19 protein-coding genes are annotated in these 17,256 nt (G+C 62.1%); 9 read left to right on the top strand and 10 right to left on the bottom strand.

Annotated elements, in window-relative coordinates; genetic code table 11:
- The first annotated feature begins 44 nt into the window (after positions 1-44).
- Positions 45-995, top strand: coding sequence for a homoserine kinase (locus LVS58_RS18865; protein WP_003252998.1), 951 nt, complete (start codon positions 45-47; stop codon positions 993-995).
- Positions 996-1,106: 111 nt separating this feature from the next.
- Here the strand turns inward: LVS58_RS18865 and LVS58_RS18860 are convergent, their stop codons facing one another.
- Positions 1,107-2,015, bottom strand: a complete 909-nt coding sequence (locus LVS58_RS18860; protein ID WP_233692296.1) for a zinc ABC transporter substrate-binding protein — start codon at positions 2,013-2,015, stop codon at positions 1,107-1,109.
- Positions 2,016-2,081: 66 nt separating this feature from the next.
- Between LVS58_RS18860 and zur the strand changes: the two genes are divergently transcribed.
- From zur to LVS58_RS18840, 4 genes are all read left to right on the top strand, one after another.
- Positions 2,082-2,567, top strand: a complete 486-nt coding sequence (gene zur, locus LVS58_RS18855) for a zinc uptake transcriptional repressor Zur (protein ID WP_021784598.1) — start codon at positions 2,082-2,084, stop codon at positions 2,565-2,567.
- Positions 2,564-3,337: a zinc ABC transporter ATP-binding protein ZnuC gene (znuC, locus tag LVS58_RS18850; protein ID WP_233692295.1), complete on the top strand. Its 774-nt coding sequence runs from the start codon at positions 2,564-2,566 to the stop codon at positions 3,335-3,337. The genes zur and znuC overlap by 4 nt, the downstream gene beginning before the upstream one ends.
- Positions 3,330-4,112 (top strand): zinc ABC transporter permease subunit ZnuB, encoded by a 783-nt coding sequence (znuB, locus tag LVS58_RS18845; protein ID WP_233692294.1) that lies wholly within the window; start codon positions 3,330-3,332, stop codon positions 4,110-4,112. The genes znuC and znuB overlap by 8 nt, the downstream gene beginning before the upstream one ends.
- 126 nt (positions 4,113-4,238) lie before the next feature.
- The gene (locus tag LVS58_RS18840; RefSeq protein WP_233692293.1) at positions 4,239-4,946 is read left to right on the top strand and encodes a PA5502 family lipoprotein; all 708 of its coding nucleotides are present in this window, start codon (positions 4,239-4,241) and stop codon (positions 4,944-4,946) included.
- Positions 4,947-5,014: 68 nt separating this feature from the next.
- Here LVS58_RS18840 and katE read toward each other — a convergent pair whose 3' ends face one another.
- The gene (gene katE / locus LVS58_RS18835; RefSeq protein WP_233692292.1) at positions 5,015-7,150 is read right to left on the bottom strand and encodes a catalase HPII; all 2,136 of its coding nucleotides are present in this window, start codon (positions 7,148-7,150) and stop codon (positions 5,015-5,017) included.
- A gap of 227 nt (positions 7,151-7,377) precedes the next feature.
- Here katE and LVS58_RS18830 point away from each other — a divergent pair, with 227 nt between their 5' ends.
- The 3 genes from LVS58_RS18830 (at position 7,378) to LVS58_RS18820 (ending at position 9,891) form a co-directional block, all read left to right on the top strand.
- Positions 7,378-8,385 carry a methionine ABC transporter ATP-binding protein gene (locus LVS58_RS18830; protein ID WP_233692291.1) on the top strand — a complete coding sequence of 336 codons (1,008 nt, stop codon included), beginning with the start codon at positions 7,378-7,380 and terminating at the stop codon, positions 8,383-8,385.
- The gene (locus LVS58_RS18825; RefSeq protein ID WP_010951513.1) at positions 8,385-9,056 is read left to right on the top strand and encodes a methionine ABC transporter permease; all 672 of its coding nucleotides are present in this window, start codon (positions 8,385-8,387) and stop codon (positions 9,054-9,056) included. The genes LVS58_RS18830 and LVS58_RS18825 overlap by 1 nt, the downstream gene beginning before the upstream one ends.
- A gap of 64 nt (positions 9,057-9,120) precedes the next feature.
- Positions 9,121-9,891, top strand: coding sequence for a MetQ/NlpA family ABC transporter substrate-binding protein (locus LVS58_RS18820; protein ID WP_233692290.1), 771 nt, complete (start codon positions 9,121-9,123; stop codon positions 9,889-9,891).
- A 93-nt stretch (positions 9,892-9,984) separates the two neighbouring features.
- On the opposite strand, the gene LVS58_RS18815 is transcribed toward LVS58_RS18820, so the two are convergent.
- From LVS58_RS18815 to LVS58_RS18795, 5 genes are read right to left on the bottom strand one after another with little or no spacing between them, the layout of a single operon-like run.
- A complete protein-coding gene (locus LVS58_RS18815) occupies positions 9,985-10,617 on the bottom strand; it encodes an SCO family protein (RefSeq protein ID WP_233692289.1) in 633 nt (210 codons plus the stop codon).
- Positions 10,614-11,507, bottom strand: a complete 894-nt coding sequence (cyoE, locus tag LVS58_RS18810) for a heme o synthase (protein WP_233692288.1) — start codon at positions 11,505-11,507, stop codon at positions 10,614-10,616. Before cyoE ends, LVS58_RS18815 begins: the two co-directional genes overlap by 4 nt.
- Complete coding sequence (locus tag LVS58_RS18805; RefSeq protein WP_011953144.1) at positions 11,492-12,571, bottom strand: COX15/CtaA family protein; 1,080 nt, start codon at positions 12,569-12,571, stop codon at positions 11,492-11,494. Before LVS58_RS18805 ends, cyoE begins: the two co-directional genes overlap by 16 nt.
- 9 nt (positions 12,572-12,580) lie before the next feature.
- The gene (locus LVS58_RS18800; protein WP_233692287.1) at positions 12,581-13,162 is read right to left on the bottom strand and encodes a hypothetical protein; all 582 of its coding nucleotides are present in this window, start codon (positions 13,160-13,162) and stop codon (positions 12,581-12,583) included.
- Complete coding sequence (locus tag LVS58_RS18795) at positions 13,131-13,868, bottom strand: SURF1 family protein (protein ID WP_233692286.1); 738 nt, start codon at positions 13,866-13,868, stop codon at positions 13,131-13,133. The genes LVS58_RS18800 and LVS58_RS18795 overlap by 32 nt, the downstream gene beginning before the upstream one ends.
- Before the next feature lie 51 nt (positions 13,869-13,919).
- Here LVS58_RS18795 and LVS58_RS18790 point away from each other — a divergent pair, with 51 nt between their 5' ends.
- The gene (locus LVS58_RS18790; protein ID WP_233692285.1) at positions 13,920-14,123 is read left to right on the top strand and encodes a twin transmembrane helix small protein; all 204 of its coding nucleotides are present in this window, start codon (positions 13,920-13,922) and stop codon (positions 14,121-14,123) included.
- 31 nt (positions 14,124-14,154) lie between these two features.
- On the opposite strand, the gene LVS58_RS18785 is transcribed toward LVS58_RS18790, so the two are convergent.
- From LVS58_RS18785 to ctaD, 3 genes are read right to left on the bottom strand one after another with little or no spacing between them, the layout of a single operon-like run.
- Positions 14,155-15,042 carry a cytochrome c oxidase subunit 3 gene (locus tag LVS58_RS18785; protein ID WP_233692284.1) on the bottom strand — a complete coding sequence of 296 codons (888 nt, stop codon included), beginning with the start codon at positions 15,040-15,042 and terminating at the stop codon, positions 14,155-14,157.
- A gap of 16 nt (positions 15,043-15,058) precedes the next feature.
- A complete protein-coding gene (locus LVS58_RS18780; RefSeq protein ID WP_003253035.1) occupies positions 15,059-15,625 on the bottom strand; it encodes a cytochrome c oxidase assembly protein in 567 nt (188 codons plus the stop codon).
- Positions 15,626-15,634: 9 nt separating this feature from the next.
- Positions 15,635-17,224 carry a cytochrome c oxidase subunit I gene (gene ctaD, locus LVS58_RS18775; RefSeq protein WP_019470363.1) on the bottom strand — a complete coding sequence of 530 codons (1,590 nt, stop codon included), beginning with the start codon at positions 17,222-17,224 and terminating at the stop codon, positions 15,635-15,637.
- Positions 17,225-17,256 lie beyond the last annotated feature (32 nt).

The raw sequence follows: 17,256 nt of genomic DNA, 5'->3' as shown, positions 1-17,256 counted from the left end.
CCGGCACTTCCCGGCGGAAGTGCCCGTATGGGCATTTTTTCATCATGTCAGTCTTCACCCCCGTGACCCGGCCTGAGCTGGAAACCTTTCTGGCACCGTACGAGCTGGGCCGTCTGCTCGACTTCCAGGGCATTGCCGCCGGTACCGAAAACAGCAATTTCTTCGTCAGCCTCGAACAGGGGGAGTTCGTCCTGACGCTGATCGAGCGCGGGCCCAGCGAGGACATGCCGTTCTTCATCGAGCTGCTCGATACCCTGCACGGTGCCGACATGCCGGTGCCCTATGCCATTCGTGATCGCGACGGCAACGGCCTGCGCGAGCTGTGCGGCAAGCCGGCATTGCTGCAGCCCAGGCTGTCGGGCAAGCACATCAAGGCACCCAACAACCAGCACTGCGCCCAGGTCGGCGAGCTACTGGCACACATTCACCTGGCCACCCGAGAGCACATCATCGAGCGCCGCACCGACCGCGGCCTGGACTGGATGCTGGCCTCGGGTGCCGAGCTGCTGCCACGCCTGACTGCGGAGCAAGCCGCATTGCTGCAGCCGGCGCTGGACGAAATCAGCGCGCACAAGGCGCAGATCCTGGCCTTGCCGCGGGCCAACCTGCATGCCGACCTGTTCCGCGACAACGTGATGTTCGAAGGCACCCACCTGACCGGTGTGATCGACTTCTACAATGCCTGCTCCGGGCCGATGCTGTATGACATCGCCATCACCGTGAACGACTGGTGCCTGGATGAGCAAGGCGCGGTGGATGTACCACGCGCCCAGGCGCTGCTGGCAGCCTACGCGGCGCTGCGGCCGTTCACGGCAGCCGAAGCCGAGCTGTGGCCGGAAATGTTGAGGGTGGGCTGCGTGCGTTTCTGGCTCTCGCGCCTGATTGCGGCCGAATCGTTTGCCGGGATGGATGTGATGATCCACGATCCGAGCGAGTTCGAAGTGCGTCTGGCGCAGCGCCAGCAGGTGGCTTTGCACTTGCCGTTCGCTCTGTAGACCGCGTCTGCTTCTTCGCGGGTGAACCCGCTCCTACAGAATTAGCGACAGCCTTGAGGCCTGTGCAGTACCTGTGGGAGTGGGCTTGCCCGCGACGAAGCCGGGGCAGGTTTACAACTGTTCCAGGCACCCAGCCAGGTCACCGCCCAGCTTCTCAAGCAAGCGCTCATATCCTTTGCCATCCACCGGATCGGTGCCACCCAAGGCATCCAGCTCGGCCAGGCGCACCGGCAACCCGGCAGTCAGCGTCTCGGCCAATCGCGGCCGCAGTGGCGGCTCGCTGAACACGCAGGTCTTGCCCACTTCCTGAAGACGCTTGCGCATGGCCGCCACATGTTGCGCCCCTGGCTGTACCTCGGATGCCACGCTGAACACGCCCGCGTGCTTCAAGCCATATTCAGCTTCAAAATAGTCGAAGGCTTCGTGGAAGACGAAGTACGGCTTGCCGGCAATACCGGCCACGCGCGCCTTGATACGCCCATCCAAGGCATCCAGGCGCTCATCGAAGGCCTTCAGGTTGCTCTGATAGCGAGACGCATTGGCCGGGTCGACCTGGGCCAGGTCAGCTGCCATTTTTGCCGCGATTACTCGCGCATTCACCGACGATAGCCACAAATGCGCATCCAGGCTGCCTGGGCGGTGATCGTGGTCATGATCGTCATGGTCCTCTTCCTCATGGGAATGGCTGCCCTCGCCAAAGTGGCGCAGCTTCATGCCCGGCAGCGACTGCACAGCCACCGTGGTCTTGCTACGGCTTGCCAGCACACGCGCAAGGAAGTTCTCCATGTCCGGGCCGATCCAGTACAGCAGGTCGGCATCGCTTACCCGCCGCACGTCGGAGGGGCGCAGCGCATAGTGGTGGGGTGAAGCGCCGGGCGGCAGCAATACGTCAGGGCTGCCAACACCCTCCTGCACGGCAGCGGCAATCTGCTGCAGGGGCTTGATACTGGCGAGCACACGCACGTCGGCCTGCGCGGAGAATGCGATGAATGCGACAAACAGAGCTAGGAATCGGGACACGGTGGATACTCGAGTCGTCAGAAACAGGTAACATAATAACGTCTCTATCCAGAACCGTCGCTGCCCATGTCCATCACACCGCTGGCCAACCGTCCTCACGACCACTCCCATTGCGTACACAGCGCACTGGCTGAAGCCGACGCCTTGTGCACCCGCCAGGGCCTGCGCCTGACCGCGCTGCGCCGCCGTGTGCTGGAGCTGGTGTGGCAAAGCCACAAGCCACTGGGCGCCTACGACATCCTCGCTGTGCTCAGTGAGCAGGACGGCCGCCGCGCCGCGCCGCCCACGGTGTACCGTGCGCTGGACTTCCTGCTGGAAAACGGCCTGGTGCATCGCATCGCATCGCTCAACGCCTTCATCGGCTGCAGCCACCCCGAGCACGTGCACCAAGGCCAGTTTCTGATCTGTCGGGCCTGCCATGTGGCCATCGAGCTCGAGCAGAGCAGTATCAGCGAGGCCATCATCAACAGCGCCAAAGGCGTGGGTTTCACGGTCGAAACCCAGACCGTGGAAGTGGTCGGCCTATGCGGTAGCTGCCGGAGCGCGGCATGAGCGACGCCCTGATTCGCCTGGAGCAGGTCGGCGTCACCTTTGGCGGCGAGGCGGTGCTCGACAGCATCGACCTGTCGGTCTCGCCAGGCCAAATCGTCACCCTGATTGGCCCCAACGGGGCGGGCAAGACGACCCTGGTACGCGCCGTACTTGGCCTGCTCAAGCCACATCGTGGCAAGGTATGGCGCAAACCCAGGCTGCGCATTGGCTACATGCCGCAAAAGATTCAGGTTGATGCCACACTGCCGCTGTCGGTGCTACGCTTCCTGCGCCTGGTGCCCGGCGTAGACCGCGCGGCAGCCTTGTCGGCGCTGCAGGAAGTGGGCGCCGAGCACGTCATCGACAGCCCGATCCAGACTATTTCCGGCGGCGAAATGCAACGCGTGCTGCTGGCCCGCGCCTTGCTGCGCGAACCCCAGTTGCTGGTGCTCGACGAACCGGTACAAGGTGTAGACGTGGTCGGCCAGACCGAGCTTTACAACCTCATCACCCGCCTGCGCGATCGCCACGGCTGTGGCGTACTGATGGTGTCCCACGACCTGCACCTGGTCATGAGCGCCACCGACCAGGTGGTGTGCCTGAACCGCCACGTGTGCTGCTCGGGCCACCCTGAGCAAGTCAGCGGTGATCCGGCGTTCGTCGAGCTGTTCGGCAAGACCGCACCGAGCCTGGCCATCTACCACCACCATCACGACCACAGCCACGACCTACATGGCTCGGTGGTCGCCCCTGGCACCCATGTTCACGGAGAGCACTGCAAGCATGGCTGATTTTCTTCTCTACGCCTTGCTCGCCGGCTTGTCCCTGGCATTGGTTGCAGGCCCACTGGGCTCCTTCGTGGTATGGCGGCGCATGGCCTATTTTGGCGACACTCTGTCTCACGCTGCGCTGCTCGGTGTGGCCCTGGGCTTCGCCTTGGATGTCAGCCCGTCACTGGCGGTAACCGTGGGCTGCCTGTTGCTGGCGATTCTGCTGGTGACATTGCAGCAACGCCAGCCGCTGGCCTCCGACACCCTCCTGGGTATCCTGGCCCCCAGCACCTTGTCGCTGGGCCTGGTGGTGCTGAGCTTCATGCACGATGTGCGCATCGACCTGATGGCTTACCTGTTTGGCGATCTGCTGGCCATCAGCACCACCGACCTGGCCTGGATCCTCGGCGGCAGTGCACTGGTCCTGCTGCTGCTCGCTGTGCTGTGGCGGCCGCTGCTGGCGGTTACCGTGCATGAAGAACTGGCCATGGTCGAAGGCCTGCCGGTGGCCGGCCTGCGCTTGGCGTTGATGCTGCTGATCGCCGTGGTGATTGCGGTTGCCATGAAAATCGTTGGCGTGTTGCTGATCACCTCACTGCTGATCATTCCTGCGGCTGCGGCACAGCGCCACGCCCGCTCACCAGAGCAAATGGCCCTGGGTGCCAGCCTGCTGGGTGTCACCGCAGTGTGCGGCGGCCTGGCCATGTCCTGGTTCAAGGACACCCCCGCCGGGCCCTCGATCGTGGTCTGCGCCGCAGTGCTATTCTTGCTGAGCCTGGCCCTGCCAAAACGCTGAAAAGTTAGGCGTGTGCAGGCACGCCTTGCAACCTTTGCCCGGTAAAGGGTCTGTAAGGCCTATTTTCGAGCGTGCGCACCTGGGTGTAGACTTGCTCGCTTTTTGCGCAAATAGAGAGTCGCAGGAATGAAGCCGTTCGCCTCCCGTTATCTGCTTGTTGCCGCGTTTTCCCTGATCCTGGCTGCCTGTTCCAATGCGCCGGTCGAACAGGCCACCGCACCTGCTCAAGCAGATGCATGGCAGCAGTTGCAACAGAACATCACCAGCAACGAGCTGGCTACCGCCGAAGACCAGCTTGCAGCATTGCAGGCCCAGTCGCCGGATGATGCACGTCTGGAGCAATACCAGCGCCAATTGGCCGAAGCTTACCTGCAACGTAGCCAGATCGTACTGCAGAAGGGCGATGTGAACGCGGCAGCTACCGCGCTGGCCCGTGCCCGGGCACTGATGCCGCAGGCGCCAGCAGTGACCGGCGGGGATGCCGTGAGCCAGGCCCGCAAGGCCGAGCTGGAAAAGGCTGAAGCTGCACTCAAAGCCGCCGAAGCCAAGCCCAAGGCGCGCATCATCGACCCGACTGCACCAAATACCGTGGTGGCCTTGAAGACCACGGACAGCCGCGCGCTGCGCCGCCAACTGGACGACATTGCCGCCGATGTGGTGAGTTACCAGTGTGAGGTGGTATTCCAGGTACCGCGCACCGAGGATGCACCTTGGCTGAAGACCTTGCTGGAAAAGCGCGTGCGCAAGCTTGACAGTGGGTTTGAGCTGAAGCAGAAGCATCAGATCCAGCGCTCGCTGCCGGCACAGGTAGTGCTGGTCCCGCATCAGCAGTAAAAGCTTCGCGGATAAGCCCGCTCCTACACAGCCGATGCAGGAGCGGGTTTACCCGCGAAGCGGCCTAATCAGGCAGGAACAGCTTCAGCCGCCGCCTCCCGCTCCCACACCCGGTGGCCTTCAACGGCTTTGACAAAGGCATCCACTGCCTTCTGCTCATCCCCAAGCAACAGCCCCTTGTCTTCCTTGAGCCCCAAGGCTTTCGCCAATTCCTCGGTCAGCACCAGCGCCTTCAGGTGCTTGTAGCCCTCCAGTACAAAGTGCTTGGCCAATCCGCTAGCCGCCAGCGCATCCGTAGAGGCCCTGCCCGCAGGCACGACAATCCCGTCGAACATGATCGAAGGCATCCCCTCCATCGACGCCGCTACCGGCAGTTGTTTGCCATCCGCCGCCTTCACCGGCGCCGAGGTCGGCCCCAGCAGCATCGGCCGGGCACTGTGCGCTTCCAGGGCCTTGACCAGTTTGTCCACACTGCCAGCGTCCACGCCATCTGCCAGCAGCACGGCAATCTTGCGCCCCTTGATACCCACCGAACCTGGATGGTTCATCTGGCTCAACGCAGGCGATTGCGCCAGCTGGCTACCCTTCACCTGCACCGTACCCGCTTTCGGCGCAGGGAGGCCCAGGTTGGCCGCAACCGCCGCCGCCAGCTTCAGGTCGATGTTGGCGAGAATTTCATTCACTTCCCGGGCGCGAATATGTTCACGCTCCACTTTGCCCAACTCGAAGCTGTAAGCCTTGATGATGTGGTGTTGCTCGGTCGGGCTCATGCTCTGGAAGAACAGCCGAGCCTGCGAGAAGTGATCGCCGAACGACTCACTGCGCTGGCGAATCTTGTGCGCATCGACACGCTCCTGATAGCTCTCGAAGCCGCCATCTTGCGCCGCAGGTGGGGTTTCCTTTGGCCAGCCGCCGTCAATCGAGTTGGGCTCGTAGGAAGCCCGGCCCTTGTGCACGACGTGCTGGTGCAGCGCATCACGCTGGTTGTTGTGGTTCGGCGTTACCGGCCGGTTGATCGGGATCTGGTGGAAGTTCGGCCCACCCAGGCGGCTGATCTGGGTATCGGTGTACGAGAACAGCCGGCCCTGCAGCAGCGGGTCGTTGGTAAAGTCGATACCCGGCACGATATGGCCCGGGCAGAACGCCACCTGTTCGACCTCGGCAAAGAAATTGTCCGGGTTGCGGTTGAGCACCATTTTACCCAGCGGCGTGACGGGTACCAGTTCCTCCGGGATGATCTTGGTCGGGTCCAACAGGTCGAAGTCGAATTTGTGTTCGTCAGCCTCAGGCACAATCTGCACGCCCAGCTCCCATTCCGGGTAGTCACCGGTTTCGATGGCCTCCCATAGGTCACGGCGCTGGAAGTCGGTGTCCTTGCCCGCCAGTTTCTGGGCTTCGTCCCATAGCAGCGAATGCACGCCCTGGCGTGGTTTCCAATGAAACTTGACGAAGCTGGCCACGCCCTCGGCATTGATCAGGCGGAAGGTATGCACGCCAAAGCCTTCCATCATTCGAAGGCTGCGCGGGATGGCGCGGTCAGACATGGCCCACATGACCATATGAGCCGATTCCGGCACCAGCGAAACGAAATCCCAGAAGGTGTCATGAGCCGAGCCGCCGGTCGGTATCTCGTTGTGTGGCTCTGGCTTCACCGCGTGGACAAAATCGGGGAACTTGATGGCATCCTGGATGAAGAACACCGGCATGTTGTTGCCGACCAAGTCGAAATTGCCTTCATCTGTATAGAACTTGACGGCAAAGCCCCGCACATCCCGCACCGTGTCGCCAGAACCGCGTGGGCCTTGAACCGTCGAGAACCGTACAAAAACAGGGGTGATCTTTTGCGGATCTTGCAGGAAGCCTGCCTTGGTCAGCTCAGCGTGGTTGCCGTAGCTCTGGAAGAACCCGTGTGCGCCGGTCCCGCGGGCGTGCACGATGCGTTCGGGAATACGCTCATGGTCGAAGTGGGTGATTTTCTCGCGCATGATGAAGTCTTCAAGCAGCGAAGGCCCGCGATCGCCCGCCTTGAGGGAGTTCTGGTTGTCAGCAATGCGCACACCCTGGTTGGTGCGCAGCGCATGCCCGGTCGCATCACTGCGGTCGACCTCCAGGCTTTGCAGCTTGGCGTTGGTGTTGGCCCTGTCGGGGGTCTGGGTGCCGGCGGCCTCGCTGTGCTTGGGCGCATCCGTTTTCTTGCTGGGCATGATCGGCTCTCCTCATCAGTCTTAAGGCGTGCCCGTTCAGGGCTTGTGCAAGTAGTGACTGGAGGGCGTTGCCGAGCGTTCAATCAGGATTACCGGTTGTCGCGATATGCCCGTTGGATTGGTGCATGACGAAATAAATGCTAAGAACAGCTATAGGAAAAGGCTAAAATGCGCGACCCCAGCTAACCGCTGACCCAAATTTCAATGCGCCCCACAAGGTTCGCTACGTGATCGAGTTCCAACAGGTACATAAAACCTACCGCGTTGCCGGTAGGGAAATCCCCGCACTGAATCCGACCAGCCTGACCATCGAAGATGGGCAGGTGTTCGGCCTGATCGGCCATTCCGGCGCCGGCAAAAGCACCATGCTGCGCCTGATCAACCGCCTGGAGGAGCCCTCCGGCGGCACGATCATCGTCGACGGCGAAGACGTCACCGCCTTCAATGCCAGCCAGCTGCGCGGCTTCCGCCAGCAGGTCGGGATGATTTTCCAGCACTTCAACCTGCTGGCCTCCAAGACCGTCGCCGATAACGTCGCCCTGCCACTGGCCCTGGCCGGCGAGCTGTCGCGCAGCGAAATCGACAAGCGCGTCACCGAGCTGCTGGCTCGCGTTGGCCTGTCGGACCACGCCAAGAAGTACCCGGCGCAGCTGTCCGGCGGCCAGAAGCAGCGCGTCGGCATCGCCCGCGCCCTGTCCACCAACCCGAAGATTCTGCTATGCGACGAGGCCACCAGTGCCCTCGACCCGCAAACCACGGCCTCGGTCCTGCAACTGCTGGCCGAGATCAACCGTGAACTGAAGCTGACCATCGTGCTGATCACCCACGAGATGGACGTGATCCGCCGTGTCTGCGACCGCGTGGCAGTGATGGACGCCGGTCGGATCGTCGAGCAAGGCTCGGTGGCCGAGGTGTTCCTGCACCCGCAGCACCCCACCACCAAGCGCTTCGTCCAGGAAGACGAGCAGGTCGACGAAGGCGAGCAGCGCGACGACTTTGCCCACGTGCCAGGCCGCATCGTACGCCTGACCTTCCAGGGCGACGCCACCTACGCGCCGCTGCTGGGCACCGTGGCCCGCGAAACCGGTGTCGACTACAGCATCCTCGCCGGGCGTATCGACCGCATCAAGGATGTCCCCTATGGCCAGCTCACTCTCGCCCTGATCGGCGGAGACATGGAAGCGGCGTTCGCCCGCTTCAAGGCAGCTGACGTACATATGGAGGTACTGCGTTGATGGACGCCCTGAATTTCTTTGCCAACGTCGACTGGGCCGAAATCTGGCTGGCCACCGTCGATACCATGATCATGCTGTTCGGCTCGCTGTTCTTCACCGTGCTGCTGGGCCTGCCGCTGGGTGTGCTGCTGTTCCTCTGCGGGCCAAAGCAGATGTTCGAACAGAAAGGCGTCTATGCGCTGCTGTCGCTGGTGGTCAACATCCTGCGCTCGCTGCCATTCATCATTTTGCTGATCGTGATGATCCCGTTCACCGTGCTGATCACCGGTACCTCGCTGGGCGTTGCAGGTGCCATCCCGCCGCTGGTGGTGGGTGCCACGCCGTTCTTTGCACGCCTGGTTGAAACCGCCCTGCGTGAAGTGGACCGCGGCATCATCGAAGCCACCCAGTCGATGGGCGCCACAACCCGCCAGATCATCACCAGTGCGCTGCTGCCGGAGGCTCGACCGGGCATCTTCGCGGCCATTACCGTAACCGCCATTACCCTGGTTTCTTACACCGCCATGGCCGGTGTGGTGGGTGCCGGTGGCCTGGGTGACCTGGCTATCCGCTTCGGTTACCAGCGTTTCCAGACAGATGTAATGGTAGTGACCGTGGTACTGCTGCTGGTACTGGTTCAAGTACTGCAGAGCGTGGGCGACAAACTGGTCGTGCATTTTTCCCGTAAATAACCCCAATGGGGTCGGCCAGGCCGACCCGTTCGGGGGCCGTCGCGGCCCTCACAAGGAGTGATCAATGAAGAAGCTGCTTGCTGTCGCTGCCGCTGTCGCGGCCTTCTCGGCCCAGGCCGATACCCTTACCGTCGCCGCCACCCCGGTGCCGCACGCCGAGATCCTCAACTTCGTCAAACCACAATTGGCGAAAGAAGGCGTAGAGCTGAAGGTCAAGGAATTCACCGATTACATCCAGCCGAACGTGCAGGTGGCCGAAAAGCGCCTGGACGCCAACTTCTTCCAGCACCAGCCTTACCTGGATGAGTTCAACAAGGCCAAGGGTACCAATCTGGTGAGCGTGGCCGGCGTGCACATCGAGCCACTGGGCGTGTATTCGACCAAGATCAAGAAGCTGGACGAGCTGTCCTCCGGCGCCACCGTGGTCATCCCCAACGACGCCACCAACGGCGGCCGCGCCTTGCTGCTGCTGGACAAGGCTGGCGTGATCAAGCTAAAGGACAACAAGAACATCCTGTCGACCGTGAAGGATGTTGCCGAGAACCCGAAAAGCGTGAAGTTCCGTGAGCTGGAAGCAGCCACCATCCCGCGCGTGCTGACCCAGGTAGACGCCGCCCTGATCAACACCAATTACGCGCTGGAAGCCAAGCTGAACCCGGAAAAGGACGCACTGGCCATCGAGGGCAGCGACTCGCCTTACGTGAACATCCTGGTTGCCCGCCCGGACAACAAGGACTCGGACGACATGAAGAAACTCGCGGCTGCACTGCACTCGCCTGAGGTGAAGCAGTTCATCATCGAGAAGTACAAAGGCGCCGTGGTTCCGGCGTTCTGATCCAACAAATCGCGCTGGACTCTTCGCGGGTAAACCCGCTCCTACACACATCATTGTAGGAGCGGGTTTACCCGCGAAGCTTTTGGGGCTGACTCAATCCCGCTTGACCAGCCCCGGCAACTGCGCCCCCAGCTTCTGGTTGCTGAACGGCGCCCGTATGAACCCACGCTGTCTCCCATCGGGCCCGACAATCGCCAGGTTACCGCTGTGATCCACGGTATACCCCGGCTTGCTGGTATCCGCCGGAATGAATGGAATGCTCAAGGCATTGGCCAGTTTCTGGGTATCCTCGATCGACCCCGCCACACCGACAAAGTCCTTGTCGAAATAGCCCAGATACTGCTTCAACTGGTTCGGCGTGTCGCGGTTAGGGTCCACGCTCACCAACACCACCTGCAGCCGGTCAACGGCATCCTTGGGCAGTTCGCTCTTCACCTGGCGCAGCTGGGCCAGGGTGGTCGGGCAGATGTCCGGGCAGTAGGTGTAGCCAAAGAACAGCAGCGACCATTTGCCCTTGAGGTCATCCATCTGTACCGGCTGGCCGTCCTGATTGGTCATGGTGACGTCGGCCACGGCGCGGCTCTGCGGCAGCAGGATGATGCCCGCATCGATCAGCTCGGCAGGGTTGGGTTGGCCTCGACCGCTAAGCACCTTGTTGACGGTAAGGCCCAGGATCAACGCGACCAGGGCAACTAGGATGAAAACGGTTTTCTGGGTTCGGGTCATAGGCTCAGCAACAGGTAGTGGTCAAGGAGCAACGCAATGAACAGCGCGAACAGGTAGCCGATAGAGTACTTGAAGGTGCCGATCGCCGCGTGCGGCCGGCTGCTACGGTACAACACCCAGGCCCAATGCAGGAAGCGCAGGCCCAGGCCCAGGGCGCAGGCCAGGTACAGCGGGCCACTCATGTGGATGGCATACGGGAGCAGGCTTACCGCCAGCAGAATCAGGGTGTACAGCAGGATATGCAGTGTGGTGTAGCGCTCGCCGTGGGTCACCGGCAACATCGGGATATCGGCCTTGGCGTATTCCTCCTTGCGGTGGATGGCCAGCGCCCAGAAATGCGGCGGGGTCCAGGCGAAAATGATCAGCACAAGCAGCAAGGGTTCGGCGCTGACATGGCCGCTTACCGCCACCCAGCCGAGCAACGGCGGAGCGGCACCGGCCAGGCCACCGATAACGATGTTCTGTGGCGTGGCGCGCTTGAGAAACCCGGTGTAGAGCACCGCATAACCGAGTAATGAGGCCAGGGTCAGCCAGGCGGTGAGGGCGTTGGTGAACACCAGCAGCAGGACCATGCCCAGCAGCGCCAGGGCCAAGGCGAACAACAGCGCCGGCAGGGGCTCGACTCGGCCTTGGGCCAAAGGCCGTTTGTGGGTGCGCGCCATCAGCGCATCAATGCGCCGATCCACCACATGATTGACCACCGCTGCGCCACCCGCACACAGGCCGATGCCCAGGTTGCCGAACAACAGCACGCTCCAGCTGACGCCCGCCCGGCTGGCCAGGAACATGCCCGCCAGCGAGGTGATCAGCATCAGCACCACCACCTTGGGCTTGGTCAGCTCGAGGTAATCGCGCCAGCGCGCCCGTCGTACGCTTAGAAGCGTCGCCACGAGTCGTTCCTCATGTGATGGGAAATGCCCACCCCGACCACCGGCCGCAGACGCCAGCCATGGCCGACACCCATACGAACCTTGTCGACCACTCGAATGCGGTAGTTCACCAGCACCATGCTCAGCAGCAGCATCGCCCCGCCGGCATTGTGCGCAACTGCCACCGCCAGCGGCAGGTGGAACACCACGTTGCTGATGCCCAGGCCCACTTGCAAGGCCAGCGCCAGCAGCACCAGCCGCGCCAGGCCGGGCAGACCACAGCGGTGCAGCTTCCAGCTGAGCATCAGCAGCACACAGGTCACCAGCAGCGCGCCCAGCCTATGGCTGATGTGGATGGCCGTGCGCGCATCACTGTCCAGCTGTCCGCCAAGGTAATTGGGGCCGACGTGCTGGGTCAGGTGGAAGCCGTTGCTGAAGTCAGCCGCTGGCCACCACTGGCCATGACAGGTCGGCAGGTCGATGCAGGCCACGGCTGCGTAGTTGGCGCTGACCCAACCGCCCAGGGCGATCTGGCCGATTACCACCAGCAGCGCCAGCGCAGCGATCCGGCGCAGGCTCAGCGGCAGTTTTGGCAAGGGCGCAAAGGCCCGGGACAGACGCAGAGACAACAGGAACAGCAAGCTCAACGTGGTAAAGCCACCCAGCAAGTGCGCCGTGACCACCTGCGGCCACAGCTTCAGGGTGACCGTCCACATACCGAAGGCTGCCTGGGCCAGCACCACACCCAGTAGCAGCATCGGCAGGCGATAAGGCTGCCCGTCGCGGGCATGCCGGCGCATTGCCTGGAACGCGAGCAGGGCGATCACCACGGCCAGGCTACCGGCAAAGTAGCGGTGGACCATCTCGGCCCAGCCCTTGGCAGCTTCCACCGGGTGCTCAGGAAAGTGCAGCTCGGCATGGGCCAACTGCGCTTCACTCTTAGGCACGCTGATAAAGCCATAGCACCCCGGCCAATCGGGGCAACCGAGGCCTGCGTGGGTCAGGCGGGTATAGGCACCAAGCAGGACGACCAGCAGTGCCAGCAGGGTGGCAAACACAGCAAGGCGAAATCCAGGTCTGGCCATGGCAGGCTCCTAGCCGATGTTGGACAGCTTGAGCAGGTGGCGCAGGTCATCCAGCACATGCTTGCCGTTGACCTTGCCGTCATAGCGCAGCACGAGGTTGCCGTGCGGGTCGACGATCCACAGCTGCGGGCCGGGCTCGACAACCTTCTGCTGGTAACGTTGCGCATCCAGCGGGTAGCGCTGCAACTGCGGGTACTCGCGGCCAAGCAATGCCTGATAGTCGGCACTCAGCGGCTGGGCGGCGGCCAGCGCATGGCTGGCGCGGCTGGCATCACGCCCCAGCCCGACCTGAATCTGCCGAGCCAGGTACACCAGGCGCTGACAGTCTTCGGTGCAGGCCTGGGGCGCGCTGACCAGCAACTGCCAGCGCGCGTCCTGGCCCGCCACGCCGAGATCGGCAAGGCTTTCCCCATTGCCAATCATGGCGCCATGGTAGCTGCGGCCTTCCGGCACCCAGAATTTGAGCTTGTACATGCTGGTGGCCAGAACCATCGGCCCAAGCACCACCAGCAAGATCAGCAACAGCTGCAAACGCCCACGGGCTCTTGGCTTGCTACGTTCAGGCACGTCCAGTGGAGTGGCGGTGGCCATGGCGTTTCTCCTTTTTTTGGTGCCAGCCGAAGTAGAGGTAGAGCAGAACCAGAGCGGTAGCCAGGGCAAACCACTGCACGGCGTAGCCCACGTGTTTTTCGGGGCTCATGGCCACGACCGGCCAGTCCAGGCGATAGCTCGCAGGGCCCGGCTCCAGGCGCAATTCCTGGGCGAAGCCTTCGCGATCAAGCTGTTGCCATAGCAGCGCGGCATCGATAGCGGTCAACAGATGCGGCCATTGCCCGCCGATAGGGTCCGGGTGCAGCTGGAAGGTGCTACCGGGCGCGACATACACAGAGGCATCCAGCGCCAAGGCCTGGGCAGGGGTTTCGTAGTGCACCGGCACCCGGCGGTCCAGCCATGGCAGCCAGCCACGATTGACCAGCATCCACAGGCCGCTGGCTTGGTCGTGGAAGGGCTGCAGCAGCTCGACACCGGCCTTGCCATCGCGCATGCGGTTGTCCAGCAGCACACTGTGCTTGGCGTCGAAGCGGCCATACAGGTGCACACGGCGGAAGGCGTTGTCTTCTTTCGAGAGAAGCTGGGCGGTGGCGATCGGCGCTTCAATCCGCCGTTCTGCATAGGTGGCCAGCAGCACGCGCTTTTCCTCGGCACGACCGAGTTGCCAGCAACCAAGCGCAATCAGCCCCGGCAGCAGTACAAGCGCCACCAGCGTCGGTACCCAGCCAGGGCGAAACGGCCTCACGGGCGCCTCGCTATACTTATCCACATCACCGCATCCCCCCGGAGTAACGCCATGCTCAAGGCCGCGATTGTCCTGATGCTGTTGGCCACGGTTGCCAGTCTGTTCAGTGGCCTGGTGTTTCTGGTCAAGGACGATGAAAACTCGACCCGCCTGCTCAAGGCCCTCACTGTACGAGTGACCCTGGCAGCCCTGACCATAGGCCTGGTCGCCTGGGGCTTGATCAGCGGTCAGCTGGTCTCTCACGCCCCTTTCTGACGTTCTAACCCGCCCCTACAGGGTTCCGAATTCACAACACATAGACAAAGATGAACAAGCCCACCCACACCACATCGACGAAGTGCCAGTACCAACTGGCCGCCTCGAAGCCGAAGTGTTTTTCCGGGTTGAAATGCCCGCGCAGAATGCGCACGAACATCACAATCAGAATGATCGTGCCCAATGTCACGTGAGCACCGTGGAATCCGGTAAGCATGAAGAACGTCGCACCGTAGATCCCTGAACCCAGTGTCAGCCCCAGCTTGGTATAGGCCTCGTGGTACTCGAAGGCCTGCAGCGCGATAAAGCTGATGCCCAGGACGATGGTCAGCGCCATCCAGAATTTCAGCGGGCCGCGGTGATCACGGCGCAAGGCGTGGTGGGCAATGGTGATTGTCACACTGGAGCTGACCAGCAGGATGGTGTTGATCAGCGGCAGGTGCCACGGGTCGATCACTTCCTTGGGGGGAGGGAACAGCTTGGGGTCGGGTGTGTGCAGCAGGGGCCAGGTGAATTCGAACGTTGGCCACAGCATGTGTGCAACACCTTTGGCCCCTTCGCCACCCAGCCACGGCCCCGCCAGTACGCGCACATAGAACAGCGCACCGAAGAACGCCAGGAAGAACATCACTTCGGAGAAGATGAACCAGCTCATGCCCCAGCGGAACGAGCGATCCAGCTGCGGGCTGTACAACCCGGCTCGGCTCTCCCTGACCACTGACCCAAACCAGCCGAACAGCATGTAGGCCAGAAACAACGCCCCCACGAAGAAAATCAGCGGCCCGTGCGAATCCGGATGGCCCGCCTTCATATCGTTGAACCAGGTGCCCAGGCCGAATACCGTGATGAACATGCCGATGGTGGCGATGATCGGCCATTTGCTCTGCGCCGGAACGTAGTAGTGCTCATGACTTGCCATTGCTGTTCTCCTTCCCTTAACGGGCGCCCTGGACGTCCTGCGCCGCAACGTGCGCGACCGGCGGGTGGCGAGCGGTGATGTCGAACAAGGTGTAGGCCAGTGTCAGGTGCTTCACGCTGGCCGGCAGGTCGCGGTCGACGATGAAACGCACCGGCATCTCGATGCGTTCGCCGGGCTGCAGCACCTGCTGGGTAAAGCAGAAGCACTCGGTCTTGTGGAAGTAGGCCGCGGCCTCGGCTGGGGTAATGCTGGGTATTGCCTGCGCACTCATCGGCCGGTCGGTCGGGTTGTGGGCAATGAAAATCATCTGGTTCACCGCCCCCGGGTTGACCTCCAGCTGGTCGGCCGTGGAGTAGAAGTCCCAGACCATGTCGCTGGCATTGGTCGACATGAACTGCACCCGCACAGCACGCGTCGGGTCACTGACCTGGCTGCCTTCGTATTGGCCGCCGGTCTTGCCGTTGATACCGAACGCTTTGCACATGACGTCGTAGATCGGCACCAGCGCGAAACCGAAGGCGAACATCACCACCGTCAGCATCAACAGGCGCGTTACCAGGCGTTTCACCGACAGGCCGTTCATGGCGGGTTCCTATTTCACTTCCGGGGGTGTCTGGAATGTGTGGTAGGGCGCAGGCGAGGGTACCGACCACTCAAGGCCCTCGGCGCCATCCCAGGGTTTGGCCGGTGCCGGCGCGCCACCGCGGATGCACTTGATGACAATGAACAGGAAGAAGATCTGCGTGGCGCCGAACATGAACGCGCCGATCGACGACACCATGTTGAAATCGGCGAACTGCAGGTTGTAGTCGGGGATGCGCCGTGGCATGCCGGCCAAGCCTACGAAGTGCATGGGGAAGAAGGCCATGTTCATGCCGATGAACGACAGCCAGAAGTGCAGTTTGCCGAGGGTTTCGTCGTACATGTGGCCGGTCCATTTCGGCAGCCAGTAGTACGCCGAGGCGAAGATGCCGAAAATGGCACCAGGCACCAGTACGTAATGGAAATGCGCCACCACGAAGTACGTGTCGTGGTACTGGAAGTCCGCCGGGGCAATCGCCAGCATCAGCCCGGAGAAACCGCCAATGGTGAACAGGATGACAAAGGCGATGGCGAACAGCATCGGCGTTTCGAAGGTGAGCGAGCCTTCCCACATGGTGCTGACCCAGTTGAATACCTTCACCCCGGTGGGCACGGCAATCAGCATGGTGGCGTACATGAAGAACAATTCGCCGACCACCGGGATGCCGACCACGAACATATGGTGGGCCCAGACGATGAATGACAGGAAGGCAATGGCGCCGGTGGCATACACCATCGAGGTATAACCGAACAGCGGCTTGCGCGAGAACGCCGGGATGATCGAGCTGACCGCACCGAAGGCGGGCAGGATCATGATGTACACCTCAGGGTGACCGAAGAACCAGAACACGTGCTGGAACAGCACCGGGTCACCGCCACCTGCGGCACTGAAAAAGCTGGTCCCGAAGTGGATATCCATCAGCATCATGGTTACCACGCCGGCCAGTACAGGCATTACCGCAATCAGCAGGAACGCGGTAATCAGCCAGGTCCAGACGAACAGCGGCATTTTCATCAGCGTCATACCAGGGGCACGCAGGTTGAGGATGGTGGCAATCACGTTGATCGCCCCCATGATCGAACTGATACCCATCAGGTGGATGGCGAAGATGAAAAAGGTGACGCTGGCTGGCGCGTAGGTAGTGGAAAGCGGTGCGTAGAACGTCCAGCCAAAGTTCGGCCCTCCGCCCGGGCTGAACAGCGTCGATACCAGCAGCAGGAAGGCCGCCGGCAGCAGCCAGAAGCTGAAGTTGTTCATCCGCGGCAGTGCCATGTCAGGCGCGCCGATCATCAGCGGAATCATCCAGTTGGCCAGGCCGACGAAGGCCGGCATCACCGCGCCAAACACCATGATCAGGCCATGCATGGTGGTCATCTGGTTGAAAAACGCCGGCTCCACGATCTGCAAACCCGGCTGGAACAGCTCGGCGCGAATCACCATGGCAAACGAGCCACCGAGCAGGAACATGATGAAACTGAACCACAGGTACATCGTGCCGATGTCTTTATGGTTGGTGGTCAGCACCCAGCGCATCAGGCCCTTGGCCGGGCCGTGCGCATGGTCGTGGCCGTGGGCGTGGTCGTCGATCACTGCACTCATGTCCTGTCTCCTGCAATCCATTGATTGCCGCG

The sequence above is a fragment of the Pseudomonas sp. JR33AA genome, from assembly GCF_021378985.1.
In the GTDB taxonomy this organism is placed as follows: domain Bacteria; phylum Pseudomonadota; class Gammaproteobacteria; order Pseudomonadales; family Pseudomonadaceae; genus Aquipseudomonas; species Aquipseudomonas alloputida.
This window is presented reverse-complemented; position numbering and strand designations above follow the sequence as displayed.